We start from the raw sequence: 27,000 nt of genomic DNA on the forward strand, positions 1-27,000 counted from the left end.
ACATACAGATTCCCTACTTTTGTGAGTTATAGAATTAAATTTAATAGTTGAGAGAGATTAGGATGCCAGTAGAAACGGGAAGGGAGCAGCTTGAACCGCAATTTGATCCAAAAGTTATTGAAAATGCTGTCAATCGGTTTTTTATTTGTGAGAGGGCTCTGTGCATAAATAATGTCTGTGTGGAATGGACTATTCAGCATCTAACCTATCCGGAGCCTTCGGAAACTCCTGGTGCTGACAGTCTGTATTTGCGCTTCGACCTGGGATGGGGGCGGAGCCTATACAGGAGATACCATTCTACTCAGGCTCTTTCTTGAGGGGGAACATAATGAGGAGGTCAGGCTGGAGTTTGTAGAGGCCGAATCGACCGGGCTTCTGGATTGGGAAATGTTCCGGGACTTCAATATGATCCCTGCTTACCTGCAGCTGGTAAAGCCCGTACTTTATCGCTGCCTGTTGAAGATGATTTGTTCGGAAACGTATATCGTTATTATATCAAGGCCACTGAAACCGGACAGTTCCTTTTCGGCCTAGCAACTGACGTTTCCCTGAGTGCGTCGACATTTGCCGGCAACAACCTCGGGATTATTACAGCCCCTGTAGCTGTCCATAACCGTTTTGCTGTTGCGGTGGACCAGGAGTATCTGAAGGAAAGACGAAGGTTTCGAACCGGTCTCCCGGCTGCCGGACATGCCAGCCTGTGACTCTCTGAAGTTAAACGGAACCCGTCTGTTCCTGCACACCACGAACGGCGAAAGCCTGGAACTCTCACTCAAGGGTTCCTCCCGGCCAAAAGAACTTGCTCACTGCTTCGGGGCATGTGCAGAAAGGCAGCTCCTGCTGAAAAGTCGCAGAGCTTTTGCTATAGATCCGGACAGCAACCACGTGAGCCTGTACAGCCGGACTGTGCGGCGTATCGAACGTGACTTTGCCATGAAGCTGTCCAGAAAGCGCTGGGAAGAAGCCCGTAAAATCACCGTTATCCCTGCAAAATCCCGGCCGGCTGATAAGCGCTTCCTTGCAAATTCTAACAGTCAGGAGGTCCATGACCTGAACAATGAAAAAGCGCAGTGCCAGATAGATAAAATAATCCGAAACGGACATTCTCTTGTGTTTGCAAAAGATACTCTCGCTCAGGCTCACTGGGAAGGTTATGACAACTGTGCTTTTTGCCTGGGGAAGTCACTGCGTTGAACTTTCCCGTTTTTGTAGAAAAGGGAAAATTGAAACCTTTTCAGTCCAGCAGAATCAATGTATACGGTACAGGAGCCGTATCGTCCATCGGGAACTTTTGGAGCGGAGTACCGATTTTTTCCAGGGTTTTGTCCATCCTTACCCCGAGCCCCATAAGACACGGCCTGCGGAGAGTCGGGTGATGGCAGGGCCCGCCTGCTCCCGCGCACTTTACGTCGGAGTAGTCTTTTGTAGCACACCAGGTACACATGCCTGGAAAGGTGGCAAGGGCGGTGTTATATCCCAGGGTCCAGGCGAGTTTTTCGAGTTCAAGGACACCGGGCTGAATCGTTTCTTTTCGGTCTTTCATTATTGTTTTCAGGTTATTCTGGAACTGCTGTTTTACAGCTTCGTCTCCAGGAGGTTCGAAGCTGTATTTTACGAAATTCTCGCTGACTTCCCGGGGAAAGACATTATCGGAATTCCATTCAACGAGAAGGGCCCATTCGTAGTCTGCAAGCATTTTTTTGAATTCGTCCACTGTCGGGATGAAGGGGGGACAGACACGGCTCCCGTAGCCATTGCAGCCGAAAATACACTTCAGGACAGTTCGATCTTCTATCACGATATTTTCTGCGGGCAAGAGTCTGAGACTTTTTGCACCCAGCTCTTTTGCCTTTTCTTCCAGAAGCCTGTAGTTTTCATCATCTATCTTCATAGTTTATACTCGTATGATCAAGGACAATAAGTTATGCTGCACTGGGATGACCTTTGTCCAGTTCTCTGCCCTTTTCACTCTTCCAAAAATTAAATTTCTCTTCCCTATTACCCCTTCTAAATCCGATGCAATTATATTTCTTGCAGGTGAATAAAGTAATTGGGGTTACTGAATGGGAATCGTCAATTTCAGGAAAATAATGATTGCAACCGATGGTTCGATCTGTTCCAGGATAGCTGCGAACTATGCGATAGAGCTTGCCCGTTTGAGCGGGGGCACTGTTTATGCGGTATATGTGGTGTCCACGGATTATTTCTCTTCTATGGCTGTGGATTTTGACTGGGAAAGGATGAATGAAGCCCTGAAAAAAGAGGGACATGCTGCCGTAAATTATGTAAAAAGGGCAGGAGAGATGGACAGGGTCGATGTGGCCCCAATCCTGCTTGAAGGACATCCGGCAGATGAGCTGATCCGTTATGCTGAAGACAACGAAATGGATGTCGTTATTATGGGAACCCTCGGCAAGACCGGGCTTGACAGGCTGCTGCTCGGCAGCGTGGCAGAAAAAGTTGTCCGGCACTGCAAGGTACCGGTAATGGTTATAAGCGAAAAATGCAAATTCCGAGGCTGAAGATCCCAAAAAAATAACGTTCAGCCTCAGGTTTATGTTCTCTGTATCTTCATCAATCTATTTCTATTCAACAGTCCTTCTTTTACTTTCTTCTTTAGCCTGGCAGACGATTTCTTTTTAACTTAGATCCGGCTTCAATTGGCTTCAATCCAGCTTTTAATCAGCTTTTAATCAGTTTTCAATCAGCTTTCAATCAGATTCCAATTCAGCCTTCGATCTTCTTTTTCACGGCTGCAGCAGTGCTTTCCGGAGAATCGGTTTCCCAGAGTTTCCTGACCTTTGCACTCTTAAGGGCAGGAATGAGGGAATCGATTTTTGCCTGCACGGCTGCAAGCGCCTCTTCATCGGTACATGGAGGCTCTATACCCATAAACTTCTGGGCTTTGAGGGTTTCCGTTTCTCTGAAGACGGCACGGTCAACCCCCTTCCGGACTCCGGTCTTCAGGGACTCTATCGCATCCCTCCACTGGGAAGCCCAGGGAGTATCCGGGATCTTGGTGTGGTGGACATCGGTTCTTTCCACTTTTATGGCTCCAAGGTGGCAGGCTTTCACACAGGCCCCGCAGTACATGCAGAAATCCTCGGCGAAAGCAATCTTTCGAGGGTCTTCGGGGTCTGTAGGCACGTACCAGAGTTCCGAGGGGCAAACATTAAAACAGCCACGGCAGCCCTGGGGGTCACACTCCTTCAGGTTAAGTTCGATAAGGCTCAGTTTCCCTTCCATGGGCTTTTGCAGGTCCACAGCTTCGTAGGGGCAGACAGCCTGACAGCGGGCGCACTGTGTGCATTTCATGTCATCAACTGTTACCTTGCCTTCCACCTTCGGAGCTTCGCAGGGGCGTTCCCCTTTGACCTTTATTGCCTCTTCCGGGCAGAGGTCTTGGCAGAGCACACAGTAATCGCATTTATCCTCGTCTACAAGGAGCTGCTCAAAAGGCACAGGGTTATCAGGGGTAGGTTCACGTTCAAGCAGGATGAAAGCGTCGCAGAATCGGGCGCAGATCCCGCAGAAGTTGCATTTTTCGGGGTCAATTTCGATTTCACCCCCCGCTCCTTCCTTAAAGGGAGCTATCTCTTCTTTTTTCGGGAAGGTGAACTCGACTTCGATTGCGTCCTGCGGGCAGGCTCCTTCACAGAGGGCGCAGGGGAGGCATTTTTCGTTGATATTCACAAACGCATCGTATTTTGGATACTGTTCTTCATCAGGAACCTCTCCTACGGATTCGAAGGTTATGGCATGCACAGGGCAGAGGTTTGAACACATCCTGCAGAAGGTGCATTTATCAAGGTCCATCATGACAGGAGGGGCATCAAGCCCGGTTGCGATCTCATGCATGGGGCCCAGTTCAAGAGCTTTTGTGGGGCAGATATCCACACAGATCCCGCAGCCGTTGCAGCGCTTGTAATCGTAATCGAGGGTCTTGAGAGACTTCTCGGTTGCCTGCGTATAGAGGAAATGGCTTCCCTGCAGGTCCATGCTGGTCGTAACCGTGAGCTTTTCCTGGTTTTCTTCTTCTGGCTCCGCCTCTGCCTGCTCCTCAAACTCTTCGGATTCGAGATCCTCAGTTTCATTTTCTCCTTTTTCGGACTCTTCGTTTTCTCCGGCTCCACAGCAGCACCCGCCACATACCTGAGTTTCCTGCTCCGGGAACTCTTCGGGTTCATTCTCGCTCACTGTGTCACCTCCTCAACCCCGGGAACAGCACATTCTTGCTTGAACTCGCTTCCTATGGGCCCTATTTCTTCGAGTTCCTTTACAAACTCATTAATCGTATTTGAGAAACGTTCTCCTTCGGCAGCCGAGATCCAGAGAGTCCGGAGTCTTTTCGGGTCAAGCCCGATTTCCTTAATGACTTCTTTTAAGATGTCCATACGCTTTTTCGCATCAAAGTTTCCGTGAATATAGTGGCACTCATCCATCCTGCAGCCCGCAACAAGCACGCCGTCCGCTCCGCCTTTGAGGGCTTCAAGCACGAATTCGGGGTTTACCCTTGCCGAACACATGGTACGGATTACCCTGATGTTTGTCGGATAACGGATCCTTGACATTCCGGTCAGGTCGGCACAGGCATAACTGCACCAGTTGCAGAGGAAAGCCACAATAAAGGGGCACTGGGACTTATGAGCAGTTGCCTCCCTGACCTGGGCAAGGATCTGTTCGTTTTCAAAGTTCCGCATCTGAATTGCCCCAACAGGGCATGCGGCACTGCAGTCCCCGCAGCCGTAACAGGAGACCTCGTCCACAACAGCTTTTTTATTCTCAATGCTGATCTTTCCGAATTTGCAGACTTCCACACATGTCCTGCAGCCAATGCACTTATCAGGATCAACATGGGCTCCCATGGGGTCGGCTTCAAGTTCTCCGGTCCCGAGAAGCTGCATAACTTTAGAGGCACAGGCACTGCCCTGAGCTATGGAGACCTGGATTTCTTTGGGCCCCGAAGCACAGCCTGCAAGGAAAACTCCGCTTACCGGGGCATCTACAGGACGCATTTTCGGATGGGCGCTTGCAAAGAAACGGTCCGGGCGACGCGCAAGGTTAAGCATCCTGCCTATTCCCTCTGCAGCCTTGGTCGGCTCGTAGCCTGTCGAGAGCACAACAAGGTCATGGGCTTCTTCTTCAACGCTGGATTCCAGGGTATTTTCGAAACGGACAACGGGCCTTCCGTCTTCGCCGGAATAGACCTCGGCAACCTTTCCACGGATGAAGTCAACACCCATTTCCTGAGTCCTTGTGTAGTATTCTTCGTACATCTCCCCCGCAGCCCGTATATCGATATAGTGGATAGTAACATCAGTATCAGGGTAGCGTTCCTTTACCATCTGGGAATTTTTAAGGGCTGCCATACAGCAGACCCTTGAACAGTATTCGTTGCCTACGGTTTTGTCCCTTGATCCTACACACTGGATAAATGCAACGCTTTTTGGGGGCTCACCGGTGGAAGGCACAAGGACTCTTCCTCCTGTCGGGCCTGCAGAGTTCAGCATCCGTTCAAGCTGCATATTCGTTATGACATCGGGATATTTTCCAAACCCGTACTCCTTTTTCCGGGAAGCGTCAAAGAGCTGGTAACCTGTAGAAACGATTATGGCTCCGGCTTCGAATTCGATTTCCTCCGGCTTCTGTTCGTAATCCACAGCTTCTGCAGGACATGCCAGCTGGCAGAGCCCGCAACCCACACAGTGGTCAGGGTCGATTAACACTACCTGAGGAACGGACTGGGGGATTGGCATATAGATAGCCCGGGTCTTTCCGATCCCGTAGTTCATGGGGTTTTCGATTTCAACAGGGCAGACCCCGGAGCAGAGGTCAACGCAGCCCTTGCATTTGTCCTCAAGTACGAACCTTGGTTTGCGTTTGACCCTAACATGGAATTTTCCGACCGATCCTGAGATATCGGTAACCTCAGAATATGTATAAAGAGTGATGTTGGGATGGTTCTGAACTTCTGTCATTTTGGGAGCAAGCACACAGATCGAGCAGTCGTTTGTCGGGAATACTTCATTCATCAGGGCCATTTTGCCTCCGATTGTAGATTCCTTCTCTACCATGGTTACGGGAAAACCGGCTTCTGCAAGGTTTAAGGCGGCTTCGATTCCTGCAACCCCTCCCCCTATGATAAGAACATTTCGGCTGGCTTTTGAGTTTGTTGCACTCAATTCCCTTAGGAACCGGGCTTTTGCAACCCCCATCCTTATCAGGTCAAAAGCTTTCTGGGTCGCCATCTGCGGGTCATCCGCATGCACCCAGGAGCACTGCTCTCTTATGTTTACCATCTCCATTAGGTAAGGATTAAGGCCGGCTTTTTCCATGACGTGCCTGAAGGTCTTTTCGTGCAGCCTTGGGGAACAGGCAGCTACCACAACCCTGTCAAGTTTGTTATCTTTTATGTCCTTAATGATGCCTTCCTGTCCGGAATCGGAACATAGAAACTGTACTTCCCGGGCAAGCACCACATCTTCCAGTTCGTTTGCCATTGCCTCAAGGGCTGAAACGTCAATTACTCCTGCAATGTTCAGTCCGCAATGGCAAATGTAGACTCCGATTCGCATGCTTGTTGACTCCTTATATTTACAAATATTCTTCGAATTGAGTTTTGATATATCTTTTGATGTGATCATATATATAATATATAAGTTAAAATTTTGAAAATTATAATTCTAAAACGCTTTTCTGCACAACATTTACTCTCGTGCAGTAAAAGTAAGGTCCTGTATGGTCCGGTTCATATTATTCTTGTAAGAGCCTGGAAAAACTTTTCTTTATTTTTCCATTCAGGTTTTCATTCAGGTTTCCATTCAGGTTTCCATTCAGGTTTCCATTCAGGTTTCCATTCAGGTTTCCATTCAGGTTTCCATCTAGATTTCCATTCAGGTTTCCATCTAGATTTTCATTCTGGTTTTCCTTCAGATTTTCCTTCAGGCTTTCCAGATACCTGTGAGCTTTGTGTTTTATAAATCTCAATATAAATTTTCCCTCAAACAGGATAAAAATGTAGCCGTTTTATACAAAATCAAAACCTTTATTTTGTAAATGTTTTCCGAGCCTCGTCCCTGCAGCTTTTTCATAATGAATAGTATCAAATTCAGAATTATTATCCTGAAACACACGCCTTTTTAGCTTTTCCAGTGACTTTCAGATTATCTTTTTTGAGCTTTATTGCAGACATGAAATATAGGGCAACTGTAATTTCATCATGGGTAATCCGTGGACTTTTTAGAGAAAAAAATATTTACACATATTTTATATATTATATATAATATTTATATTATAGTTATGCTAATTTCATATATATTAAGTTTTAGATTCCTGTTAAGGCCTGTGTTTAAGTTCCCTGAAGAGAAGCTGGTTAATTTGAGAGAGTAAGCTAAGATAAACTGATTGAAGGCTTTTTGGGCTCACCAATTAATTTATAGTTTGAGAACTTAATCCGTAATCTATCAGTCAGTATCGAATTGTTATTTATTATATATGCGGGAATTTTCCTGTGAGCAGGGGTATAATAAAATTTTCAAAAATAATTCTCAAGAATAATTGTCAAAAACCTGGATAAGTTACAGTTCTCAGGCAATCGTCTCAGACAGTTATGCCAGAGTAAGAGTGCTCCTGACTCCCGATCTAATATTTCCGTGTATGACCTTCTCACGAATAACCAGTATCACTCTTACAAAAACAGGAGGGAACTCTAATGAGTGAACATGATGAATTAAAAAATAAGATGTATGAATGGACAGAAAAATACGCAAACAAGGCAGGCTACAGGCTTAACCCGGATAAAGAAGCTCTTGATTATGTTCTTGACGGGCTTGCTTCAAGGATTGAAAAGTTTGGGAGGCGCTACTGTCCCTGCAGAATAGTAACCGGGGACGAGGATGAGGATAAAAAGATAGTTTGTCCCTGCATCTATCATAAGGATGAAATTGAGAAAGATGGAAACTGCCACTGTGAACTTTTCTTCAAGCCCTCCTGACGGATTTTGTTCTGCCAGACCTGCTCCAAAAACGGGCTTTAAATGTTATCAGCGAAGGTGGGGGAGGACAATCTCTATAAATACTTTTTGTCCTTCCAGCCTCTCAAAGCTTTTCACTTAGAGCCTAATTGAAAAGTCTTGCTGCTCTGAAAGTTATCCATACGCATGCGAAATGTAGCATTGCCAGGTAATTCTCAATCTTCTTTTCTCATCTAATAAGCAATCTTCTAAATCTGTTTATCCATGAATGTGTCCTTTCCACAACCCACCTTCTTGTCCTATAACCTGGTATATCTATTCTTATGTTTTCTTCTCCACATCTCCTGATATGGCAGTATATCCGTAGTCATCAACCAATTCTCTGATATCAGGAAAATCATATCCTTTATCCATGCGGATATTCTGAGTTACTTCATGTGAAGGTCTTTCAATAACAATAGCATCAAGAGTCCCTTTTATAAGCATTTTATCATGACGATTTGCTCCATCCACAACAACAGAAAGTGGTATGCCTTTCGCATCAGTTAATATACTTCTTTTTGTGCCTTTTTTCCTCGATCAGCAGGATTAGTTCCGGCCCCAGCTCCACCCAATGGTGCTTTTATCATAGCTCCATCAATTGCTTGCCACTCCCACTCTAGCCCTTTTTCATTATAATAATCCAGCAGACCAGTTTGCCACATTCGTTCAAATAATCCATCTTTCTGCCACTCTTGGAATCGATCATGGACAGTACCTGGCACTCCATAACATCTTGGAAATGCTTTCCATTGGTAACCTGTACGAAGGAGATAAAAAATACCACTCATTATTTTCCAATCATCTTCTCGACTCCTGAAAATATGTGCAGGCAGCGCCTCTAGGGGAACACCGCGAATTGCACGCCCTGTGGCCCATAATTACCAATAACAAGAAAGCTTATGCCCACCATCCAGAAACACTGAGTTGGAAAGGAAAGTTAAAGGCTCTCTACCTGAGACATGAGGCTCTTGTGGAAGAAATGGGAAGAAGAGGATATAATCACCATACCCCTCTTGACCCCGCCCTTGCTACAGGAAAAGCCGTGCAGGACGAGTTTGTTGACTCTTATGAAAAGCAGGTACGGATCCTCAAAGAAAGAGGATACGAATGCCGGGTCTGACCGGAAGTTTCCAGAAACCCGCGAATCCACATAAAACCCATAAACTCCGAATTTTTTCGAAGAACATCTCAATGTTTGAGAATTTTCTTAGTTTTATCAAAGCGTTGATTTTACAAAATATTATATATATTGTTATCGATAGTTATTAATATAATAAGAGCAGAGATAGAGAGACAAAACAGATATAATGAGAAAAGCTGTTAATGACAATATAAGAAGCAAGAGAATGGAAAAGTAAGGCATCAAGACAGTGAGTATTCAAAATACTACTCTGGACCGAATAAGAATCTAAGGAACTTCAAAGGACTTAAATTTCAATGGCTCTTGTGCTGGATGAAGAAGAGATATGGGTTCTTGAATGCATAAAAGAAGCCCGTATAGACAAGGGATTTCATATTCGAGACATTATAAAGAAAGCTAAAACCGGATATGGATTATCAAGGTCGACAGTTTACGAAATAGTGGGTTATCTGGAGTTTCACGGCCTTATAAAGACTAATAAAGCCGGGAACAGAGAAATTGACGGGTCAGTAGCTTATTTTGTAACGTGTCTTGGATGCGGGAAGGAAATTCCGGGGAGCGAATACGTCAAAGAAAACGGAAAGCCTGTATGTGAGGACTGTTACCTGGAAGTGCACCAGAAAATAAAGTTTGCAGACCCTGTGGCAGTGCGTTCTAAAAAACTCTTCAGAAAACAGCACGGGTTTGAAGGAACCGACGGCCTGACCGAACTGCAAAAAGAAATTTATGACTTTATCCTGGAGGAAGGAGGAGCAACCCCCGAAAAGATCTCGAAGCTTTTCAAACTCACCCTGCAGGAGACCAGTAACCAGCTTGCATTATTGCGGCACTGCGAACTTTTGAAGTGGAGAAAAATGGGAGAAGAAATGTATATGGTACCTTTTGACTCCTGAAAGTTCTTGTATAGTGTATATATGTACTTTGAAGCTTTCTGAGGTGAGAAGTTGACAGATAAAACAGAGATGAACGAAAGGATGAAAGAAATGGCCGGGGAACTCCCGGGAGTGATGAACGCTATGATGGGACTTCATTCAGAAGTCGTCAAAGACGGAGCTTTAAGTGCCCGGACAAAAGAGCTGATGATGGTGGGGATTGCAGTTGCCCTGCGCTGTGAGCCCTGCCTCTGGAAGCATGTTCCCGAAGCCGTAAACCTTGGAGCAAACAGGAAAGAGATCATGGAGGCGGTCAGCACTGCAATAGTGATGGGAGGAGGGCCTTCAGTAGCTTACGGGTCAACGGTTGTTCTCAAAATTCTTGATGAAATGAATGTTTGAAACTTCGGAGGGATAAAAGATTACAGAAGAAAAAACCGAGTGTTCAGTCTGCGGATGCAAACTGGAAAAAGAAGACATTTACGAAGAAAATGGAAAGGTTCTTTGTGAAGACTGTTATATCGAAGGCCACCATAAAATCCAGGCATGTGACCCCTGGGCTGTCCGTTCGAAAAAGATTTTCAGGGAAGAAGCCGGGCTTGAGGGGACTGAAGGCCTGACTGAACTGCAAAAAGCCATTTATGAATTCATCGTCTCCAGGGGAAGAGTAAAAAAGGAAGAAATTGTCGAAAAATTCGAGATATCCTCCCGCGAAGCCGAAAACCAGTTTGCTCTCCTGAGACATTGTGAGCTGGTAAAAGGCCAAAAAAGAGACGATGGCGTATATCTTGTACCATTTGAAGCCCGATACCGATAAATTAAAAAACGTGAATTCTTATAAAAACGTAAATTCTTATTTTTTCTTTCCGGATGAGCAGTTAAATTGAAATTCATGTATTTCAACCTGCAAAAGGCAAGAACCTTATCCGGGAACAGAAAGCCCGTTAACACTGTAACTCAAAATTAACATTGAGAATTAAAAAGCAATAGTTTAAGGTGGATTAAATTCATCTCTTAAATAAATCTATTAACATTGTATTCCAATGCTCTTAGACGCTCAATATTCTCAGACCACGTTTCCTTCAAACCGGAATTCAAATGAGTAATTTTCGGTTCACATTACTGGCCTTTACAGACACTATTTCCTTGGTATGGTATTGACCTGCCATTTCTTTAATTTACTTAGGATAAATTTGACTCAAGGGTGACCTGAAATGACAAATGCAATGGAACTCTATCAGATGCTTCCAAAGACTAACTGCAAAAAATGTGGAAAGACCTCCTGTATGGCGTTTGCAGTTGCCCTTATGGCTCATGAGCTGACGCCTGAGGACTGCCCGCCCCTGAAAGAAGAACCCAAATATAAAGAAAACTACGAAAAGATCAGCGGCCTTTTCAAGCCGTCGGAAGGAGCAACCGAAACAGGGCTCATAGTGCATGAAGACCTCTGTTTCGGTTGCGGAAACTGCGTCGTTGCCTGCCCTCCTAATGTAGCAAACGATCCTTATGGGGTAGGTTCTGGAAATGCCCCTACGAATCCTAACAAGCTGGTCCTGACCGTAGAAGACGGCGTTGTAAAAGCCCAGAACCTTGGGGAGTGCCGCAGATTCGGGAAGAATAAGATCCTCTGTAACGGCTGTATAGTAACCTGCCCTGTAGAGGCAATCGAGTTTGTGTGAGGCTGAGAGGATGGAGAAAAATTACTACGTATGCACAGGCTGTGGAATGCTCTGCGACGATATCGAGGTCGAGGCTGAAAAGAACATCGTAAACAAAGTATATACAGCCTGCAGGGTTGGGGTAGCCCACATGAAAGAAGGCACGGATAATGCAGTTTTCCGTGTTGGCGATAAGCCTGTTGATGAAGCTACTGCTGTAAGCGAGGCTGTAGCTATCCTGAAGAATGCAAAAAACCCCCTGATTTTCGGGCTTGGGACCTCCAGTAATGAAGCGCAGAAACTTGCAATCGAGCTTGCAAAAAAAACCAGTGCAACTCTTGATGATCCTTCTTCATTCCGTCTGGGGAGTTTGGTTGAAGCCCTCCTTCAAAACAGGTTCAAGACCTGTACGCTTGACGATGTGAGGAATAAAGCCGATGTTACTATTTACTGGGGGACGAACCCCTCGGACTCTCACCCCCGCCACCTTTCGAAACATTCCTATTTCCCCAGAGGCAAGGAAAAACAGCGGGGCTGGGAAGAAGAAAGAACTGCAATTGCAATAGATGTCCGGAAGTCCCATACTGCAAAGATCTGCGGAAACTATTTCTTCGAGATCCCTCCAGGGGGAGATGCCGAGTTCATCGATGCCCTGATTGCAGCCCTTTCCGGAAAGCTTCCGAAAACCTCCTACAACTTCCCCCCAAAAAGAATCCTTGAACTGGCAAACATCCTTAAGGGGGCAAAGTTCGGAGTGGTCTTTGTGGGGCTTGGTTTGGTTTACTCCCTGGAAAACCTGGAACCTCTTTTCCGGCTCATGGATGCCCTGAACGAAAAAGCAAATTTCCACCTGATCCCCATGGTGGGATACTCCAACACACGGGGCTTTAATGAAAACCTCTTTGAAGAAACAGGGTACGTAAACAGTGTAAAGTTTGAAGACGGTGCCGTAAAGCACGGACCCGAATATTCGATCGTTGAATCTCTGAAAGCAAAAACCGTGGATGCAGCCCTTATAATCGGTTATGATCCGTTTTCAAGCCTCCCCAGGTCTATTGCAAAGAACCTGCTTGAAATTCCCGTCATCTCGCTAAACCCCTTCGAAACCCTGACTTCCAGAAACGCAAAAGTCTATATTAATACTGCAGTCGGCGGAGTTGAGTCAGGAGGGACTGCCACACGTATGGACGGGGTAAAGGTAGACTTCAAACCTGTTGTTGAAACAAAGCGGCTCTCGGATGAAGCTGTTCTCAAAAAGATAATGGAGGCTCTCTGATGGATTTCGGATCTTTTCTTAAATCCCCTGAAATAAAGATCAGGATCATAACCTACAGTGATATCTTTCAGGACAAAGCGATGGTTGAAAACCGTTTTGGAGAAGAGTACAGGAACCTTTCTGCCGTAATAAAAATGGACCCTGCAGACCTCAAGCAGTTGAACGTGAAAAAAGGCGACACCGTAGTCCTGAAAAACTCCTTCGGAACGATTGTGGTCAAAGCTGAGGAGTCCGGATACGAAACCCCTCATAGGGGCATTGCGTATATGCCTAACAGCCCCTGGTCCAATATGCTGGTCTCGGACGGAACGGGCGGCACCGGGGTCCCCAAATTCAAAGACATTTCCGTAACCGTTACCAACGCAAAAGGAGAAAAAGTAACCGAAATCGAGTTTTAACTTTCTTTGGCAGGCTTAATGGGAGAAAAGAGGCTTTAAAAGATAACCGTTAACAGCCTTTAGAGGATAGCTTGCAAAAGATAACTTACAAAAAAATAGTAAAAACGGAAATTTACTTTTTCTGCTTTATTTTCTCCCTTTTCAGTTTTTTTCTTAAAACCAAACCGGATGAGAGTATGGCTGATGTACTCCTGAAATTTACCAGGGTCTTGAAAAACGGAACTGTTTTCTACAATTTTGAAGGCTTTGAAAATGTAAAATCCAGATGGGAACTGCCCTGTGAATACCTGTCTGGCTCTCATTTTGCAGCCTGGAACGGCGTTCTGCTGTACTCTGACGGGAATGCTGTAAAACCTTTATCTCCAGGTAGTGTTATCTCAGAAAACGAGCACCTGGAACTGATGAAAATTGTTGAACTCGGGAAAAAAAGACTGAGTGAAATACAGGCCAAAATGAAGATTTGACGGCAGCGTACCGAAAAAATGTAGCTTCGGAAATGATGAATCTTAAATTCGGAACAATATTTTCTATTCTTATATAATATTACCGTAACATATTCATCTGCAGATCTTAATTTTATGTTCTCAATGTAGTCAGATTTAATTTTAGTTCCCAGGTGTCATGCTTCTCAGGATTTTAATGTGAGCTTTGGAAATGTTTGTATTCAAAAAATACGGCTGCGAACACTTTAGAAGGATTACTTATCCTGAATGTACATAAGAGGGGTTGGAGATATTATTTATTTTTTGCAGCAGTTACACCCACTGGAACAGGCACTGCTTGCAGGAATTTTCACATGGGGAATGACTGCGCTCGGAGCAGCATCTGTATTTTTTACCAGGGAGGTTAGCAGGAAAGTACTTGATTCGATGCTGGGTTTTACAGCCGGTGTAATGATCGCTGCTAGCTACTGGTCCCTGCTCGCTCCAGCTATTGAAATGTCGGAAGGCAGGAGTATTCCGGCATGGCTTCCTGCCGTACTGGGCTTCCTCCTGGGAGGTCTTTTCCTCAGAGGGATAGACAAAATACTTCCTCACCTTCAATTTGGCTCTGCGACTGAAGCTGCCGAAGGCCTAAAAACCTCCTGGAGGCGAAACACCCTGCTGGTTCTTGCCGTAACACTGCACAATATCCCTGAAGGACTTGCCGTCGGGGTTGCCTTTGGAGCTGCAGCTTCAGGATACATGTATAGCCTTCCGGCAGCCATTGCCCTGACTACAGGGATCGGGATCCAGAATTTTCCGGAAGGGCTTGTGGTTTCCGTTCCTCTTCGGCGTGAAGGCATGTCCTGTTTTAAAAGCTTCAACTACGGCCAGGCTTCCGCAATAGTCGAACCTATTGCAAGTGTGATCGGGGTCGCAGCAGTTATGCTTGTACGGCCTATCCTGCCATATGCTCTTGCCTTTGCCGCAGGCGCCATGATCTTTGTTGTGGTTGAAGAAATTATTCCCGAGTCCCAGCACGGAGGGAATGCTCCCCTTGCAACAATAGGTACAATGATAGGCTTCTCGGTAATGATGGTCCTTGACGTGGCTTTTGGCTAATAATTTATCTCAAACAACTTCCGGGAAATTAACTTTTTATGGCGATCTCTGGTTTTTCACAGACCTGTGACATATTTTTGTTTTGGCCTCAGTCTCCAGCGGACTCAAAGAGAAAAGATAGAATAAGGTTGCTTGCTTTCTTTTTTATTTTTGAGATTATCGATGTAAGATTGTTTCAAAATGGATATATAAGGCCAAATATAATATATCAATAATATAATAAAAAACATAATAATAAAACAACAATAGATCGAAATCGATAGCTACAACAGGGGTGATTACTGTGGCAAAAGTGGCAAGAGAAGTTGTAGAGAAAGCAGGAGTTGACATTGAAAAACTGCTAGAACTTTTGATCAAAAATGCTTCTGCTGAACTCACAACTTACTACTACTATACCATACTGAGGTTTAATTTAATCGGCTTGGAGGGGGAAGGGATAAAAGAGATTGCCGAAACGGCCCGGGTCGAAGACCGGAACCACTTTGAAGCTCTTGTACCCAGGATTTACGAACTGGGCGGAAAACTTCCCAGAAACATGAATGACTTCCACGATATTTCCGCCTGCTCGCCGGCATATCTTCCGGAAGATCCGACAGACATCCGGGCGATGCTGCAAGTGCTTGTTGACGCAGAAAGATGTGCAGTGCGCGGATACACCGAAATCTGCAACTTAACTGCCGGTAAAGACCACCGCACCTATGACCTGTCCCAGGCAATCCTTAACGAAGAAATCGAACATGAGTCATGGTTCTCCGAATTCCTCGGAGAAGGGCCTTCCGGACACTTCCTGCGCAGAGGCGATACTTCTCCTTTTGTCTCCAAGTTTTTGAGATAATGCCAGGATTTCAGATAGTGGTTAGGTAGAAGTGGGAATACAGATAACAAGGAGCAGATAAAGAGAGAAAAAACAAAAAGAACCTTAATCTAATTAAGGCATTTCTCTATTTTTTGAAAAAATTTCCCAGGCAGTATCGAAATAATAAAATAGTTTTGAGTTTCTGAATCCCTCAGAAATCACCATATTTCACATATGGGTAGCTCCATAAAGCTACCTGGAGTGTAGTTGCTTTAAACCAGGCCTGATACATCTTTTCGACTTCCTCGGGAGTATGGCCCTTCCTGGCGAGGAAAGGTTTCATCGTTGCTGTTATTGGGTAGATAAAAGCTACAAGGTAGCGGTAGCCAATGTTTGGAACAGACTCTACATTATCGGTCTGGTTCTTCTTGGTTCGGTGATGTCGCAGCCCAATCTCATATTGATAGTCCAGCCATGCCTGGTCATAGCTGCGATTGCAGGTATCAAGAATCCATCTGGAGAATCGTTTTCGAACAGCAGCAAGGTATTTTTCATTAGGAGTGCCGTCCGGACTGGTAAAATAATACAGTAAATGCGGATGTGAGCCCACAAATCCGTACCAGGTATCAAGGATCTCCTCGACCTGGTCTTCCAGCACTTCTCCGGCTTTCTGGATGTACTCTTCATCCTCTGCTGTAAACATTACGGCTTCTTTTAAAAGTTTCAGGTCTTCCAGGTTGAAAGGAGCCCTGTTTTCGGTTTCTCCATAGGTGTAACCCGGAATTTTTTCCACAGACACGGGTCTTACCCCCCAGTTTTATTATTCCCTTTGAAAATATGAGTGAAAATACTCTGTTTTTTCATTCATTATTATATTAATCATGGATATTAATCTTTCAATCACCGAATCCACAAAATGTTTTTCTGGCTGAGATCGCAGCAAAACTCCCTGTTCCTGATCCTTTTTGTGGGAGTTCTATCCGTTCTATTTTCTCGGGATGCTTGAAAAGGGTCTGGCAGGCCTTAATTTCTTCAAATCCAAGTTCTATAAGCCAGCCTGACACTTCTGCAGTCGAGAGAAATTTCGCCTCAGAAGAGAACCTGCCCTCTTTTTTTCTCGATTCATAGAAATATCCATGAAGGCTGTTTCTGTCAAGTATCCCTATGATGATTTGCCCGCCTGGCTTAAGGACCCCTGCAGCTTCACAAAGTGCCTTTTCCGGGTCTTTGAAAAGAGAAAGGGCAGCTACTATCAAAATAAGGTCAAAACTCTGTCTTTTGAAAGGCAGGAACTCGGCAACTCCAAGCACGACTTGCATACCTCTTTTTTCTGCTATCTTTGCCATTGATCCTGCAGGTTCAAGCCCATACCTTATCCCGAGGGGAACTGCAAACCTGCCAGTTCCAGCCCCGATTTCAAGGGTTTTAAGAATTCCCGGATTTTCCGGGATGAACGTTTTCAGGGCAAGAAGTTCGGATTCGTATGCAGGTTTATATTTTTCATACCAAGCATCGTATTTTTCTGCATATCTTTCGAAGGCTTCCCAGGATTTTATTAAAATCCCTCTCGATGAATTTTGTTTTATCCCAAAATTAGTTCGCTTTTTTAATTTCTTTTGCTGTAGTTATATATCATATACATGCGACTCACTGTTTACTTCAACTTCGAATTTGCTTTATTTTACATGATCACTCCACAATATCAGAATGGAATTGAAATTTACTCAATGTTCTACATTTTGCTCCATCTGCTGCGGTATCATGTATTGAACATTCAAACCGATTTGAATCTGCGAAATAATTTCAGGATACAATATAAAAAGTATAAAATAAAGACATAATCGGGATGAAGGAGTTACTCCTCAATCCCGTCTCTTTTCGTGCTGGTCGAGTTATTTGATTGCGGTCTCTATGAAACCAGGCTTTATGTCAACTCCTTTTTGTTGATTCGTAAGTAATTGTTTTTGTTTAGTTTGCAGATGTCTCTTAGTCTGTAGATCCCTCCGATTCCACTGTAGATATTTACATTTGGTCATCCATGGATTCCGTTTGGTTATCTGTGGATATTTCCGTTTGGTTATCCGTAGACTCCGTTTGGTTATCCATAGACTCCGTTTGGTTATCCAGAGATTCCGTTTGGTTATCCAGAGATTCCGTTTGGTTATCCAGAGATTCCGTTTGGTTGTCTGTTACATCTACAGGAGTTGTGGGTTGCCCTGGTATAGAGGCAGTTACAAGCGGGAGGTAATCCGTATAGCCACTGGTTCCGATATTGTACACTCCGTCTGCAATGCCGTCTCCATCCGCATCCGTTGCAGTCTGGGAAAAGCCGGTACCATCAGGTTTTGCCCAGAGGTTTCCTCCTATGTAGGGTCCACCCGCAATATTCGTACCTGCGGTTTTTGTTGTGTTCCAGACATTTCCAAAGCTTCCAGGTTTAATATTTGCGTTAACGTTGTTGTTCAGGTAGTTATTAAACACTGTATTGTTGTTGCTTGTAGAAGTCATATAAAGGCCTGAAACACCGTTTGAAACAATATTATTGCCTGAAATCGTATTATCACTGGAAGTGCTCAGGTGGATGCCCCGGTTGCTGTTGGAAGCGTCATTTTCCGAGATGTTGTTTTCTGAGGAGTAAGTCAGCAGTATTGCGTATTCGCTGTTGTCCAGAACAGTATTGTTCAAAAGCGTGTTCCTGTTTGATTTTGTAAGGAAAACTCCCCTATTATTGCCGGAAGCTTCGTTGCTATTTAAGTTATTGTTACTCGAATCTCCGAGGTAGATCCCGTAAGCGCGATTATAGCTTGCTAAGTTGCCGGTCAGGTCATTATAATTGCTTGAGTTTTCCAGGACAATGCCATGATCCTCGCTTTCACTCACATCGTTGTTCGAGAGGACATTCCATCCCGAGCGCAGCAGGTAAGCTCCGTACCTGTTTTTCACAGCATTGTTGTTTAAAAGCGTATTGTAATTGGAATCCTCCAGGTTAAGTCCTCTTCCTCCGTTCTGCATAGTGTTATTAAGAACGGTACTGTTGCTGGAAAAAGCCAGGTCTATTCCAATTGTGTTGTTCGCCAGTATGTTCTCGCTTACATTACAGTTAGTAGAGTTCAGGAATGAAATTCCGGAGTAGAAATTATCCGAAACCGAATTTTCTAAGACATCGTTGTTTCCTGCAGATGTGATCTGAATACCTCTTCCATTATTTGAAGCCAGATTCCCCGATAGCATACTTTCCCTTGTCCTTAACAGGAAAATACCTCTACTGTTGTTTAATGCTGTGTTGTTTACCAGGTTGTTACTACTGGAATCCTTCAGATAGATGCCATAGATTATATTGGAATCTGCCGTATTGCCGGTCAGGTTGCAGTTACTTGAACTCGCAAGGTAAATACCATAATCTCCATTTGAACTTACAATGTTGTTTTCAAGGCTGGTGTTACTGGAGCTTTCCAGGACAATACCGTGGTCGGCGCTCATACTTATTGTGTTATCCGAGAGCGTATTCCCTTCAGAGACAAGCAAATATATTCCAAACCTCTGATTCGAAATTGTGTTTCCTGAAGCCCTGTTATAGTTTGATCTCTCGATATTAATTGCTCTCTTACCATCTACTGCCGTATTGTTGAGTATAAGGTTATAATTTGACTGTTTAAGGTATATTCCCAGGGTGTCATTTGCTAACCTGTTATTTTCGATGATACAGTTGCCGGACCTTACAAGGTAAACCCCTGCACGGTCTGTTCCGGCACCATTAATGCCGAACCCTGTAATTGTTACGTTATTTGCTTCGACATAAAATACATCCTCAGATTGACTGTTCGCTATAATTGTAGTATCTTCGGGGTTCCCGGAAGCTGACCTTATTATCAGGTCCCCAGTTGTTATCCTGAGATTATCAGTATAACTTCCGGGACTCACGACAACCTCATCCCCCGGAACAGTATTATTAACTGCGTCCTGTATTGATTCTCCTGGCTGGACAATAATCTCAGTTGCAGTTCCTATACCCGAGCTTAACATAAAGACGAGTAAGGCTAAAAATAGAGCGATAAACCTTTGTATATAAATCCCCCACGCCAATATTTTTATTAGTTTAATTTATATTCCACAACATAAAATAAACATGCAATAATATAAATCTATTAGAAAATAACATCAGAATAATACCCGTAAAAGTACGCGGAGAAGAGTGTCAATACCAATCCGTTGGGCCAAACTCAAGAATATGAGTTAAAAAGTAAGAAGAAAGCAATTCAGGAAAAAGAATAAAGCAGAAAGAAAAAGAAAAACAAAAGGAAAGAAGAAAAACAAAAGGAAAGCAGGATGAAGGTATCAAACCTCCCCCATTTCTTTTCTGAACTTAAAATCATATTCTTGTCTTTAATCTACGGCTTATTTCTTCTTATACAGGAATAATGTAAGCAGACCAGCCACACCATAAAGCATCTCAAAGCCTGGCATGCCCATACCTTCTTCCTGTTCAGTTTCTTGCTCAACTTCCGATCCTGTGTCCCCCGTGTTCTCTTCAGAGTTTTCAGACTCATCTTCTGACTGTATTTCAGCTGCAGTTTCTTCCTGAGAGGCGCTTGCCTTACCTGTTATTGCAAAGGAAGAGAAACCTGGGGTTTCGGCTGTGAAATACAGGTATTTGTTATCTTCCCCTGACAGACTGGCTGGCAGCTGCTCCCAGGTTTTGTTGCTGTATCTGTTCAGGATAATGGAAGACTGGTCGATCTTTTCATCCTGGACCCAGGCCTTTTCAACCTTGAAACCGATTACAGGGTTTTCGATGTTCTTTGAGGTTGCATACCCGCTGTTTCCAACCCAGATGTTAAAGAACTTATAGACCTTATCCGAAGGCGTTCCTGAGACAAGGGTAGATTGATTTTTTAACTGCTCAGCAATGGTTGTGGTTTTACCTGCGGTCTTCTTTGCATCAAAGCCCACATATACAACACAGGTTGCATTCTTCGCAAAATTAAACTTTATAGCCTTGTCGTTCGTGATGAAGACCTGGGAAAGTTCCTTTACTTCAACGTTACTTGAAGCTTCGGGAGATCCCCCTCCACCGCCACCACCACTGCTTCCACCACTGCTCTTCTTTTCCACAGTTATTGTGGTAGTTTTTATATCCGTGCCGTTTGCATTGATTGCGGTCAGTTTAGCTGTGTAAGTCCCTCTGGAAGTGTATGTGTAAGAGAAGCTTGTCTCATTCGAGTCCTCGACTCCGTCACCATTAATGTCCCAGCTCCTTCCTGTTGCATTCTGTGAAGTGTCAGTAAAGAGGACTGTAAGGGGATAATAACCGCCGGTCTTATCCACTGTGAAATTTGCTACGGGAAGAATTTCAGTTTCATTATCTTCATCTCCTCCCTCTTCCAGCACGGTTATAACCGCAGTTTTTGAATCCGTGCCGTTCGGGTTGCTTACTGTCAGGTTAACAGTATAGCTTCCTACCATTGAATAAGAATGGATTGGATTCTGCTCACTTGAATTGTTCCCATCTCCAAAGTCCCAGCTCCTTCCTGTTGCATCCTCTGAAAGGTCGGTAAACTGGACTGCAAGAGGCGCATATCCGCTGCTAACGTTGGTACTGAAGTTTGCAACAGGAACTACAGGTGGAGCAACAGCTACAAGCGGGAAGCGGTCTATAACGTTTTCTGTGGTAAATTCTTTAATAACACCATCCTCATCTGTAATACCGTCCCCATCTGTGTCACCGTAAATTTGAGAGTGTCCGCTTCCATCAGGTTTTCCCCAGAAGTTTCCTCCAATGTATGGCCCGCCAGCAATACTTGTGCCTGCAGTCTTGGTTATGTACCAGGTGTTTGAAGGATTTTTTATCCTTGCATTGTTTTTGCTATTAAAGTAGTTGTCAAAAATTAGGTTATCATTACTGGCGGCACACATACCGATACTGAAGTTAATGCACGAGGTTATGATATTGCTTGAGATATCGTTGCTATCAGAAGAGTTCAAATAAATTCCAAAGCTGTTTTTAGAAGCCGTATTTCTTGAAAGGTTATTGTTGTTGGAAAGTGAGAGTGCTATCCCCTCTTTGGTAGTATCCGAGAGCGTATTGTTAGAAATAGTGATCCCACTTGAACTAAGGACGTTGATGCCTTTCTCACCGCTCGAAACTACATTATCGAGCAGGAAATTATTGCTGGAATTCACCAGGTAGAACCCATAATGAGTGTTAGAATTTACAGTGTTGCCGATGAGTTTGTTATTATTGCCAGCGTTTTCAAGCATAATCCCACTCCCAGTGTTTGAATTCACAATATTGCCTGAAAGTGTATTTTCACTGGCAGAGGACTGTAGATATATTCCTTTGCTGTTTTGAGATGCATTGTTAATGCTCAGGTAATTGTTGTTGGAATTTGCAAGCCAGATGCCATTACCATTGTTCAACCTGACAGTATTGTTGATAAGGTTGTTGCCGCTACCGGCATTGTCCAGAATTATGCCGCTCATTAAATTCGAATTTACCTGGTTGTCTGAAAGTGTGTTTGTACTGGACTTTAAGGTCAGGTAAATGCCTCTGTTATTTCCAGAAGCACTATTGCTTGTAAGGTTGTTGTTGTCGGAATACCGCATGGCGATTCCATAGTCGCCTTTTGAAACTGTATTTCTTTGAAGATCATTGTTGTGAGAATTATTCAGGAAAATGTTATGAGTGCTCGAACCCAGGATGTCATTAGAAACCGTGTTGTCCGAAATTAGATTCCCTGAAGAAAATACCAAGTTGATTCCATTGGTATTGTTGTACATCTTATTGCTTTCCAGCTTGGTATTATTTGAATTTGACAGATAGATACCGAAAAGCAGGTTTGAATATACCACATTATTTTCTAAAATGCTGTCTTTTGAATTTTCCAGAACTATACCGTGGAGTCCTCCAGAAACAGTAAGTCCCTGAATTGTTACGTGATCCACATTCTGTATTTTGATCACGTATGTAGACGAGTTGTCCGCAACAATTTTCGTGTCCTCAGGCTCCCCGGAAGATCTGATTTCCAGGTCATCTTTGTTTATGAAGATGTTTTCAGTATAAGTTCCGGGTGCGACGATAATTTCATCACCTGGATCCGCACTGTCCACTGCATTCTGTATTGAAAACGTAGAATTAGCATGAATTACATCCGCTGCCCCTACAAAAGAGTTTAGGGTGAGTATGAGAGTAGTTAGTAGTAAAATCCTTAATATGTTTATTCGTATCCCTCCCTCTACAAGTCAAGGAAATTTGTAATGATACTTCCTCCAATTAATTAGAAATTAACAACGTGTACATATAAATGTACTGGTTCTATTTAATATTTTTCAAAAGTAATATTTCCAGCAAAATCCGGACAAATAATAACTATGTTTATTGAAATTTATTTTATATCATTTTTACCAAAATTAGCTTAGTTTCCAGTTTTACTCTAATAAAATTTAGATTTATTATGCCATTAGAGCACTATTCTTCTTATTTTGTCTAGTCAAAATCCATTTCGTTTCAGTTGTATAACATTTTATATATATAGATAGTATTTTTCAAACAATAGGATCAATTTTTCCTTGGGAATATAATTATTTTAATGTCAGAGAGAAAAATTAATATATTAACACTGTTTACCCCGGAAAAAGTGATATCTTCTCTAAAATATAACCTCAGAACAGCGTGCATAATCCGGAAATTAGAAATGCAAAAAATAAAAGAGAAGAAACAAAAGTTAAGAAAAAACACTGGAAGGAAAAATACTCAAAAGACAAAGGAACTGAGGAGGGAATGGACATATAAAAATGGGAGAAAAAAATGGGAGAAAAAAACCCATCATTCCTGTCCGAAGAATCTTTTATCCTTAAACGAATCGGACATCCTTAAATAAATCGGACCTGTCAAAAAATCTCAATTCCCGGATAGTAAACTGATTCCTTCTCCCAATACTCGTTTTCCTGGATTTCAATATGAGGTTTCCTGTTTTGTCCTTCTATTGTATTCTTTATATTCATCCGCTTTTTTATCCTGAAGGTAGACGTATTCGTACTCGGGATAATTGAGCCTTCTTCTGTACTCTTCTCTGGCTTCAGCCTGGCAGCGGTCACAGGCGTAAATTGGGACCGAAACCCCGAATATTCTGGTATCGTTTATGCTCCTGTGAGCCTGGGAGTCTATGGTCACATAACCCTGGCAGTCAGGGCACATCCTGACAGTTTCCTCCTGGAATTCCTGTATCATATCGGTGTCGTAGAAGATCTGTTTTTTCCGACGGTAGAAGTCTCCGTGTTTTGCCACCTCCGCCGCTACAAGCCTATCCCTGTTTTTCCAGTTTTCAAGCTGGGTTGCAACAACTTCTTCCAGGACCCGCCTGTCCCTTGCAGCCTGGACAAACATTCCGGGCTTGAAGTCAGGTTCCTTTACACAGGAATAGTCAAGCCCGGCCATAGCAAGAATTATTCCTGTATTCACATAGGGCAGCGCGCTCTGGATAGCATAGCCTCCTTCAAGCACTGCCATGTCAGGGGCAAGTTTCTCATTCAATTTTGCATAGCCCTGTGTGGAAAAGCGCATGTTTGCAAGCGGGTCTGTATAATGGTTGTCCTGCCCTGCAGAATTGAGGACGAGTTCGGGCTTAAAGTCTCTGAGAATGGGCAGCACCAGGGTATCGAGTACATAGTGGATGCCCTCATCAGGTGTCCCGGGAGGTAGAGGAATATTGATTGTCCTTCCAAGGGCTTTAGGGCCTCCCAATTCATATGTGAAACCCGACCCCGGAAATATCGTCCTTCCGTCCTGGTGGAAGGAGATAAAAAGCACGTCAGGGTCGTTGTAAAAAATCTCCTGCGTCCCGTCCCCGTGGTGGACATCCGTGTCCACGATTGCGATTCTGCGGATTCCATACTTCTTTCTCAGGTACTCGACAAGGATTGCTTCATTATTGATATTGCAAAAGCCGCGGTTTCCATGGGATACTGCCATTGCATGGTGCCCTGGAGGGCGGACAAGGGCAAAAGCATTTTTTACTTCTTCCCGCATGAGCGCATCAGCAAGGACCAGGCAGCTGCCTGATGCAATCAGGTGAGGGGTTGTAGCCTGGGCTTTTATATCAGGAACACAGAAATGCACCCTTGCAATGTCCCTGAAAGCTGCAAGGCGGGGCTTGTACTCCGCAATTTGCGGGAGATCCATAAGTCCTTCTTCAAAGATCTGATCCCGCGTATAGAGGAGACGTTCCTCTCTTTCCGGATGGGTTGGAGAAATTGCCCAGTCAAAAGCCGGGAAGAAAATAAGGCCTGTCTTTTTTGCTCCTGACCGGTCTGCCGGAACCATGGGCTTATTTTCCTGTTCTTTCTCAGGCTCAATCTTCAATTCGTTTTCAGATTTTATTTTTGATTTGTCTTTCGTTTCTTTTTCCGGTTCATTTTCCAGTTCATTATTCAATAAATCTTCAGATTTATGCTCTGAAGTTTTTGTTTTCATCGCAGCTTCCTCTACTCTATCAGGCTTAATGGTCTCTTCTTTTAGTTCTTTTTTCTCTGTCCCGGCATTTTTTTCTGCTCCGCCTTTGAGGGCATCCTTAATTCTTCCAAGCCCGAGTTTCATACTTTTTCCCTCCTCCATTCGGGGATCAGGCCTGCCGGGATCTGCATACTCACATCAAAAAGCCGCCCTGCAGTAAACCAGCCCTCAACCACGTTAAAGACCTCACTGTTCGAAATTTCGGCTTCGTCTGCATACTCCGAAATCCCAAACCTTTTTGCGCGGTCTCTGAGAAGTTCTTTTGCAAGGGCTTCAGCTTCCTCTGAGCGCATTTTATTGAAATTCCCAATATCCGTTGAGTTAAGGCTTACGATCTCTCCATCTTCTGCTACCGAATAGACCTTCAGCTGTGTATCGATGCGCAGGTTAAGGGTAAGTGTGGGCCTTGCAACAGCTGCCCCTATGGCATTTCCTACTTCCGAATGTCTGGGAATAATCGGTTTTGCGTTCAGCTTTTCCGCGACTGCTGAAATCAAGCCTTTTGCACCTCCTCCGATTCCTACCACATTTTCAGGCCTTTCTTTTTTCTTCTGCAGAACTTCCCAGATCCTGTAAGCAGGTTCCTGTTCCCATTCGAGAAACATTTCCCTGACGGCTTTTTCAATCATCCCTGCAGTTATGTCCACTATAAGGGAAGCGGTTTCAGTCCCAGGTTTTCCGAGGCTGGAGGCGACAGATGCAATAGCCTCTTTTGCACGTTCCGGGTCTCCTACCTCAACAAGCCCGAGCACTCTCAGGGCATCCGTAGGGGTTGGCTCCTTTCCTCCCATGCAGTAAGCAGGACCTGCCCTTTCCGGGCCAATGGTTATTTTGGTCCCGCGATCTGTTTCCCTGACCCTTACAATGCTGTCTCCTCCTACCGCTATCGAACGGACGGCAAAAGCCCGGACATGGGTCAGGAAGTTGCCGAGTTTTGCGCCTTTGGACGCGACAAGCGGTTTTCCCGAAAGTATAAGGGCAAGGTCGGTCGTGGTTCCGCCTATATCCACCACAACAGATGTATGCCCCTCAGGAGTAAGGGCAAGAGCTCCAATCGTACTTGCTGCAGGCCCCGAAAAAATAGTTTCCACAGGGAACTCTATGGATTTTTCAATAGGGAGAGTCCCCCCATCCGCCTTAAGGATGTATACAGGAGCCCTGATTTTCCTTTCCTCAAGGGCTTTTTTGATCTCTGCAACAAACTCCCGGTAGCGCTCCCCTGTTGCAGAAGCCAGCATGGAAGTTGCAATCCTTCTCGGAAAGTTTAGCTTCCCCGAAACCTTATGCCCGAGCTCTACTTTGCAGCCTGGATGCATTTCCCTGAGGATTTCTTTTATCCTGAATTCATGAGCAGGGTTTCTCTGCCCGAACTTGCTTACCACGGCAACTCTGGAAAATCCCTGTTCCATGATTCGGCTCACCGTTTCCCGAACATCATCTTCGTCAAGATGTTGGATTTCCCTTCCCCTGTAATCCATAGCCCCTTTAAGGTAGAAACTATCCGGAAAAATATAACTTTCAGGGTTAACCCCCGGACCCGGAATGAGCAACAGAGCCACGCGGTCAGTTTTGCCCTCTGCAATAAGATTTGTGATTACTGTTGTACTGAAAACCACCCTTTCGAGCTCTTCAGGGGAAACTCCTCTACTGACATCATCAAGAGCCCTGAGCAGAGACTTCAGCAGGTTCCCCCGCTCGGTTGAAACTTTGGCTGTACTGTATACTTCTCCGTTCCGGATAAGCACCGCATCCGTGGTGGTGCCTCCTACATCAATTCCTATAAGCATTCACAA

The 27,000-nt window shown here is 44.3% G+C and carries 25 protein-coding genes and 1 pseudogene; 13 read left to right on the top strand and 13 right to left on the bottom strand.

The features are described from left to right. Positions 1 to 231: 231 nt before the first annotated feature. Positions 232 to 534: a hypothetical protein gene (locus MA_RS15030; RefSeq protein WP_011022815.1), complete on the top strand. Its 303-nt coding sequence runs from the start codon at positions 232 to 234 to the stop codon at positions 532 to 534. Here the strand turns inward: MA_RS15030 and MA_RS27250 are convergent. Next, positions 531 to 692 (bottom strand): hypothetical protein, encoded by a 162-nt coding sequence (locus MA_RS27250; RefSeq protein WP_157860266.1) that lies wholly within the window; start codon positions 690 to 692, stop codon positions 531 to 533. The two genes, MA_RS15030 and MA_RS27250, sit on opposite strands and share 4 nt — an antisense overlap. Between MA_RS27250 and MA_RS28825 the strand changes: the two genes are divergently transcribed. Next, positions 691 to 1,194, top strand: coding sequence for a hypothetical protein (locus MA_RS28825; RefSeq protein ID WP_011022816.1), 504 nt, complete (start codon positions 691 to 693; stop codon positions 1,192 to 1,194). The two genes, MA_RS27250 and MA_RS28825, sit on opposite strands and share 2 nt — an antisense overlap. Positions 1,195 to 1,234: 40 nt before the next feature. Here MA_RS28825 and MA_RS15040 read toward each other — a convergent pair whose 3' ends face one another. Beyond that, complete coding sequence (locus MA_RS15040) at positions 1,235 to 1,891, bottom strand: DUF2284 domain-containing protein (protein ID WP_048065547.1); 657 nt, start codon at positions 1,889 to 1,891, stop codon at positions 1,235 to 1,237. A gap of 172 nt (positions 1,892 to 2,063) precedes the next feature. Here MA_RS15040 and MA_RS15045 point away from each other — a divergent pair, with 172 nt between their 5' ends. After that, on the top strand, positions 2,064 to 2,522 hold the full coding sequence (locus MA_RS15045) for a universal stress protein (RefSeq protein ID WP_011022818.1): 459 nt from the start codon (positions 2,064 to 2,066) through the stop codon (positions 2,520 to 2,522). Between the two features lie 205 nt (positions 2,523 to 2,727). Here MA_RS15045 and MA_RS15050 read toward each other — a convergent pair whose 3' ends face one another. The 3 genes from MA_RS15050 to MA_RS15060 all read right to left on the bottom strand — a co-directional run bounded on the left by MA_RS15050 (position 2,728) and on the right by MA_RS15060 (position 6,987). Further along, positions 2,728 to 4,197, bottom strand: coding sequence for a 4Fe-4S binding protein (locus tag MA_RS15050; RefSeq protein ID WP_011022819.1), 1,470 nt, complete (start codon positions 4,195 to 4,197; stop codon positions 2,728 to 2,730). Then, positions 4,194 to 6,575 carry a CoB-CoM heterodisulfide reductase HdrA2 gene (hdrA2, locus tag MA_RS15055; RefSeq protein ID WP_011022820.1) on the bottom strand — a complete coding sequence of 794 codons (2,382 nt, stop codon included), beginning with the start codon at positions 6,573 to 6,575 and terminating at the stop codon, positions 4,194 to 4,196. The genes MA_RS15050 and hdrA2 overlap by 4 nt, the downstream gene beginning before the upstream one ends. A 178-nt stretch (positions 6,576 to 6,753) precedes the next feature. Next, a complete protein-coding gene (locus tag MA_RS15060) occupies positions 6,754 to 6,987 on the bottom strand; it encodes a hypothetical protein (RefSeq protein WP_011022821.1) in 234 nt (77 codons plus the stop codon). A gap of 724 nt (positions 6,988 to 7,711) precedes the next feature. Here MA_RS15060 and MA_RS15065 point away from each other — a divergent pair. After that, on the top strand, positions 7,712 to 7,993 hold the full coding sequence (locus MA_RS15065; protein WP_011022822.1) for a ferredoxin-thioredoxin reductase catalytic domain-containing protein: 282 nt from the start codon (positions 7,712 to 7,714) through the stop codon (positions 7,991 to 7,993). Between the two features lie 124 nt (positions 7,994 to 8,117). On the opposite strand, the pseudogene MA_RS15070 reads toward MA_RS15065, so the two are convergent. Beyond that, positions 8,118 to 8,802 (bottom strand): annotated as a pseudogene (locus tag MA_RS15070) (IS5 family transposase). A gap of 68 nt (positions 8,803 to 8,870) precedes the next feature. On the opposite strand from MA_RS15070, the gene MA_RS15075 reads away from it, so the two are divergent. The 3 genes from MA_RS15075 to MA_RS15085 all read left to right on the top strand — a co-directional run bounded on the left by MA_RS15075 (position 8,871) and on the right by MA_RS15085 (position 10,429). Beyond that, positions 8,871 to 9,134 carry a pyrimidine dimer DNA glycosylase/endonuclease V gene (locus MA_RS15075; protein ID WP_248698048.1) on the top strand — a complete coding sequence of 88 codons (264 nt, stop codon included), beginning with the start codon at positions 8,871 to 8,873 and terminating at the stop codon, positions 9,132 to 9,134. A 317-nt stretch (positions 9,135 to 9,451) separates the two neighbouring features. Beyond that, positions 9,452 to 10,048: a hypothetical protein gene (locus MA_RS15080; RefSeq protein WP_011022824.1), complete on the top strand. Its 597-nt coding sequence runs from the start codon at positions 9,452 to 9,454 to the stop codon at positions 10,046 to 10,048. 51 nt (positions 10,049 to 10,099) lie between these two features. Beyond that, complete coding sequence (locus tag MA_RS15085; protein ID WP_011022825.1) at positions 10,100 to 10,429, top strand: carboxymuconolactone decarboxylase family protein; 330 nt, start codon at positions 10,100 to 10,102, stop codon at positions 10,427 to 10,429. 43 nt (positions 10,430 to 10,472) lie between these two features. Here MA_RS15085 and MA_RS27260 read toward each other — a convergent pair whose 3' ends face one another. Continuing rightward, complete coding sequence (locus MA_RS27260) at positions 10,473 to 10,772, bottom strand: hypothetical protein (protein ID WP_157860268.1); 300 nt, start codon at positions 10,770 to 10,772, stop codon at positions 10,473 to 10,475. Positions 10,773 to 11,241: 469 nt separating this feature from the next. On the opposite strand from MA_RS27260, the gene MA_RS15095 reads away from it, so the two are divergent. The 6 genes from MA_RS15095 (at position 11,242) to dps (ending at position 15,738) form a co-directional block, all read left to right on the top strand. Further along, entirely contained in the window at positions 11,242 to 11,706 is a 465-nt protein-coding gene (locus MA_RS15095; RefSeq protein ID WP_011022827.1) for a (Fe-S)-binding protein, read from the top strand. Between the two features lie 10 nt (positions 11,707 to 11,716). Continuing rightward, complete coding sequence (locus tag MA_RS15100) at positions 11,717 to 12,961, top strand: formylmethanofuran dehydrogenase subunit B (protein ID WP_048065549.1); 1,245 nt, start codon at positions 11,717 to 11,719, stop codon at positions 12,959 to 12,961. Next, positions 12,961 to 13,359 (top strand): molybdopterin dinucleotide binding domain-containing protein, encoded by a 399-nt coding sequence (locus MA_RS15105; protein ID WP_048065550.1) that lies wholly within the window; start codon positions 12,961 to 12,963, stop codon positions 13,357 to 13,359. Before MA_RS15100 ends, MA_RS15105 begins: the two co-directional genes overlap by 1 nt. A 176-nt stretch (positions 13,360 to 13,535) precedes the next feature. Continuing rightward, positions 13,536 to 13,823 (top strand): hypothetical protein, encoded by a 288-nt coding sequence (locus MA_RS15110; RefSeq protein WP_048066421.1) that lies wholly within the window; start codon positions 13,536 to 13,538, stop codon positions 13,821 to 13,823. A gap of 246 nt (positions 13,824 to 14,069) precedes the next feature. After that, on the top strand, positions 14,070 to 14,903 hold the full coding sequence (locus tag MA_RS15115) for a ZIP family metal transporter (RefSeq protein ID WP_011022831.1): 834 nt from the start codon (positions 14,070 to 14,072) through the stop codon (positions 14,901 to 14,903). Positions 14,904 to 15,186: 283 nt separating this feature from the next. After that, positions 15,187 to 15,738: a DNA protection during starvation protein gene (dps, locus tag MA_RS15120; RefSeq protein ID WP_048065551.1), complete on the top strand. Its 552-nt coding sequence runs from the start codon at positions 15,187 to 15,189 to the stop codon at positions 15,736 to 15,738. A gap of 172 nt (positions 15,739 to 15,910) precedes the next feature. Here dps and MA_RS15125 read toward each other — a convergent pair whose 3' ends face one another. The 6 genes from MA_RS15125 to MA_RS15155 all read right to left on the bottom strand — a co-directional run bounded on the left by MA_RS15125 (position 15,911) and on the right by MA_RS15155 (position 26,994). Further along, entirely contained in the window at positions 15,911 to 16,498 is a 588-nt protein-coding gene (locus MA_RS15125; protein WP_011022833.1) for a protoglobin domain-containing protein, read from the bottom strand. A 97-nt stretch (positions 16,499 to 16,595) separates the two neighbouring features. Further along, a complete protein-coding gene (locus tag MA_RS15130; protein ID WP_052279183.1) occupies positions 16,596 to 17,285 on the bottom strand; it encodes a methyltransferase domain-containing protein in 690 nt (229 codons plus the stop codon). Between the two features lie 436 nt (positions 17,286 to 17,721). Beyond that, entirely contained in the window at positions 17,722 to 19,722 is a 2,001-nt protein-coding gene (locus MA_RS15135) for a right-handed parallel beta-helix repeat-containing protein (protein WP_157860269.1), read from the bottom strand. A 372-nt stretch (positions 19,723 to 20,094) separates the two neighbouring features. Continuing rightward, complete coding sequence (locus tag MA_RS15140) at positions 20,095 to 22,806, bottom strand: NosD domain-containing protein (RefSeq protein WP_011022836.1); 2,712 nt, start codon at positions 22,804 to 22,806, stop codon at positions 20,095 to 20,097. Positions 22,807 to 23,650: 844 nt separating this feature from the next. Next, positions 23,651 to 25,291: a histone deacetylase family protein gene (locus MA_RS15150; protein ID WP_011022838.1), complete on the bottom strand. Its 1,641-nt coding sequence runs from the start codon at positions 25,289 to 25,291 to the stop codon at positions 23,651 to 23,653. Continuing rightward, on the bottom strand, positions 25,288 to 26,994 hold the full coding sequence (locus tag MA_RS15155) for a hydantoinase/oxoprolinase family protein (RefSeq protein ID WP_011022839.1): 1,707 nt from the start codon (positions 26,992 to 26,994) through the stop codon (positions 25,288 to 25,290). The genes MA_RS15150 and MA_RS15155 overlap by 4 nt, the downstream gene beginning before the upstream one ends. Between the last annotated feature and the right edge of the window lie 6 nt (positions 26,995 to 27,000).

It is taken from the genome of Methanosarcina acetivorans C2A (genome assembly GCF_000007345.1).
GTDB lineage: Archaea > Halobacteriota > Methanosarcinia > Methanosarcinales > Methanosarcinaceae > Methanosarcina > Methanosarcina acetivorans.

Coding starts and splice junctions, on each gene's coding strand:
- MA_RS28825 (WP_011022816.1), top strand. CDS start 691: ATGCCAGCCTGTGACTCTCTGAAGTTAAACGGAACCCGTCTGTTCCTG.
- MA_RS27250 (WP_157860266.1), bottom strand. CDS start 692: ATGTCCGGCAGCCGGGAGACCGGTTCGAAACCTTCGTCTTTCCTTCAG.
- MA_RS15040 (WP_048065547.1), bottom strand. CDS start 1,891: ATGAAGATAGATGATGAAAACTACAGGCTTCTGGAAGAAAAGGCAAAA.
- MA_RS15045 (WP_011022818.1), top strand. CDS start 2,064: ATGGGAATCGTCAATTTCAGGAAAATAATGATTGCAACCGATGGTTCG.
- hdrA2 (WP_011022820.1), bottom strand. CDS start 6,575: ATGCGAATCGGAGTCTACATTTGCCATTGCGGACTGAACATTGCAGGA.
- MA_RS15065 (WP_011022822.1), top strand. CDS start 7,712: ATGAGTGAACATGATGAATTAAAAAATAAGATGTATGAATGGACAGAA.
- MA_RS15080 (WP_011022824.1), top strand. CDS start 9,452: ATGGCTCTTGTGCTGGATGAAGAAGAGATATGGGTTCTTGAATGCATA.
- MA_RS27260 (WP_157860268.1), bottom strand. CDS start 10,772: ATGTCTCAGGAGAGCAAACTGGTTTTCGGCTTCGCGGGAGGATATCTC.
- MA_RS15095 (WP_011022827.1), top strand. CDS start 11,242: ATGACAAATGCAATGGAACTCTATCAGATGCTTCCAAAGACTAACTGC.
- MA_RS15100 (WP_048065549.1), top strand. CDS start 11,717: ATGGAGAAAAATTACTACGTATGCACAGGCTGTGGAATGCTCTGCGAC.
- MA_RS15105 (WP_048065550.1), top strand. CDS start 12,961: ATGGATTTCGGATCTTTTCTTAAATCCCCTGAAATAAAGATCAGGATC.
- MA_RS15110 (WP_048066421.1), top strand. CDS start 13,536: ATGGCTGATGTACTCCTGAAATTTACCAGGGTCTTGAAAAACGGAACT.
- MA_RS15115 (WP_011022831.1), top strand. CDS start 14,070: ATGTACATAAGAGGGGTTGGAGATATTATTTATTTTTTGCAGCAGTTA.
- MA_RS15135 (WP_157860269.1), bottom strand. CDS start 19,722: ATGTTAAGCTCGGGTATAGGAACTGCAACTGAGATTATTGTCCAGCCA.
- MA_RS15150 (WP_011022838.1), bottom strand. CDS start 25,291: ATGAAACTCGGGCTTGGAAGAATTAAGGATGCCCTCAAAGGCGGAGCA.
- MA_RS15155 (WP_011022839.1), bottom strand. CDS start 26,994: ATGCTTATAGGAATTGATGTAGGAGGCACCACCACGGATGCGGTGCTT.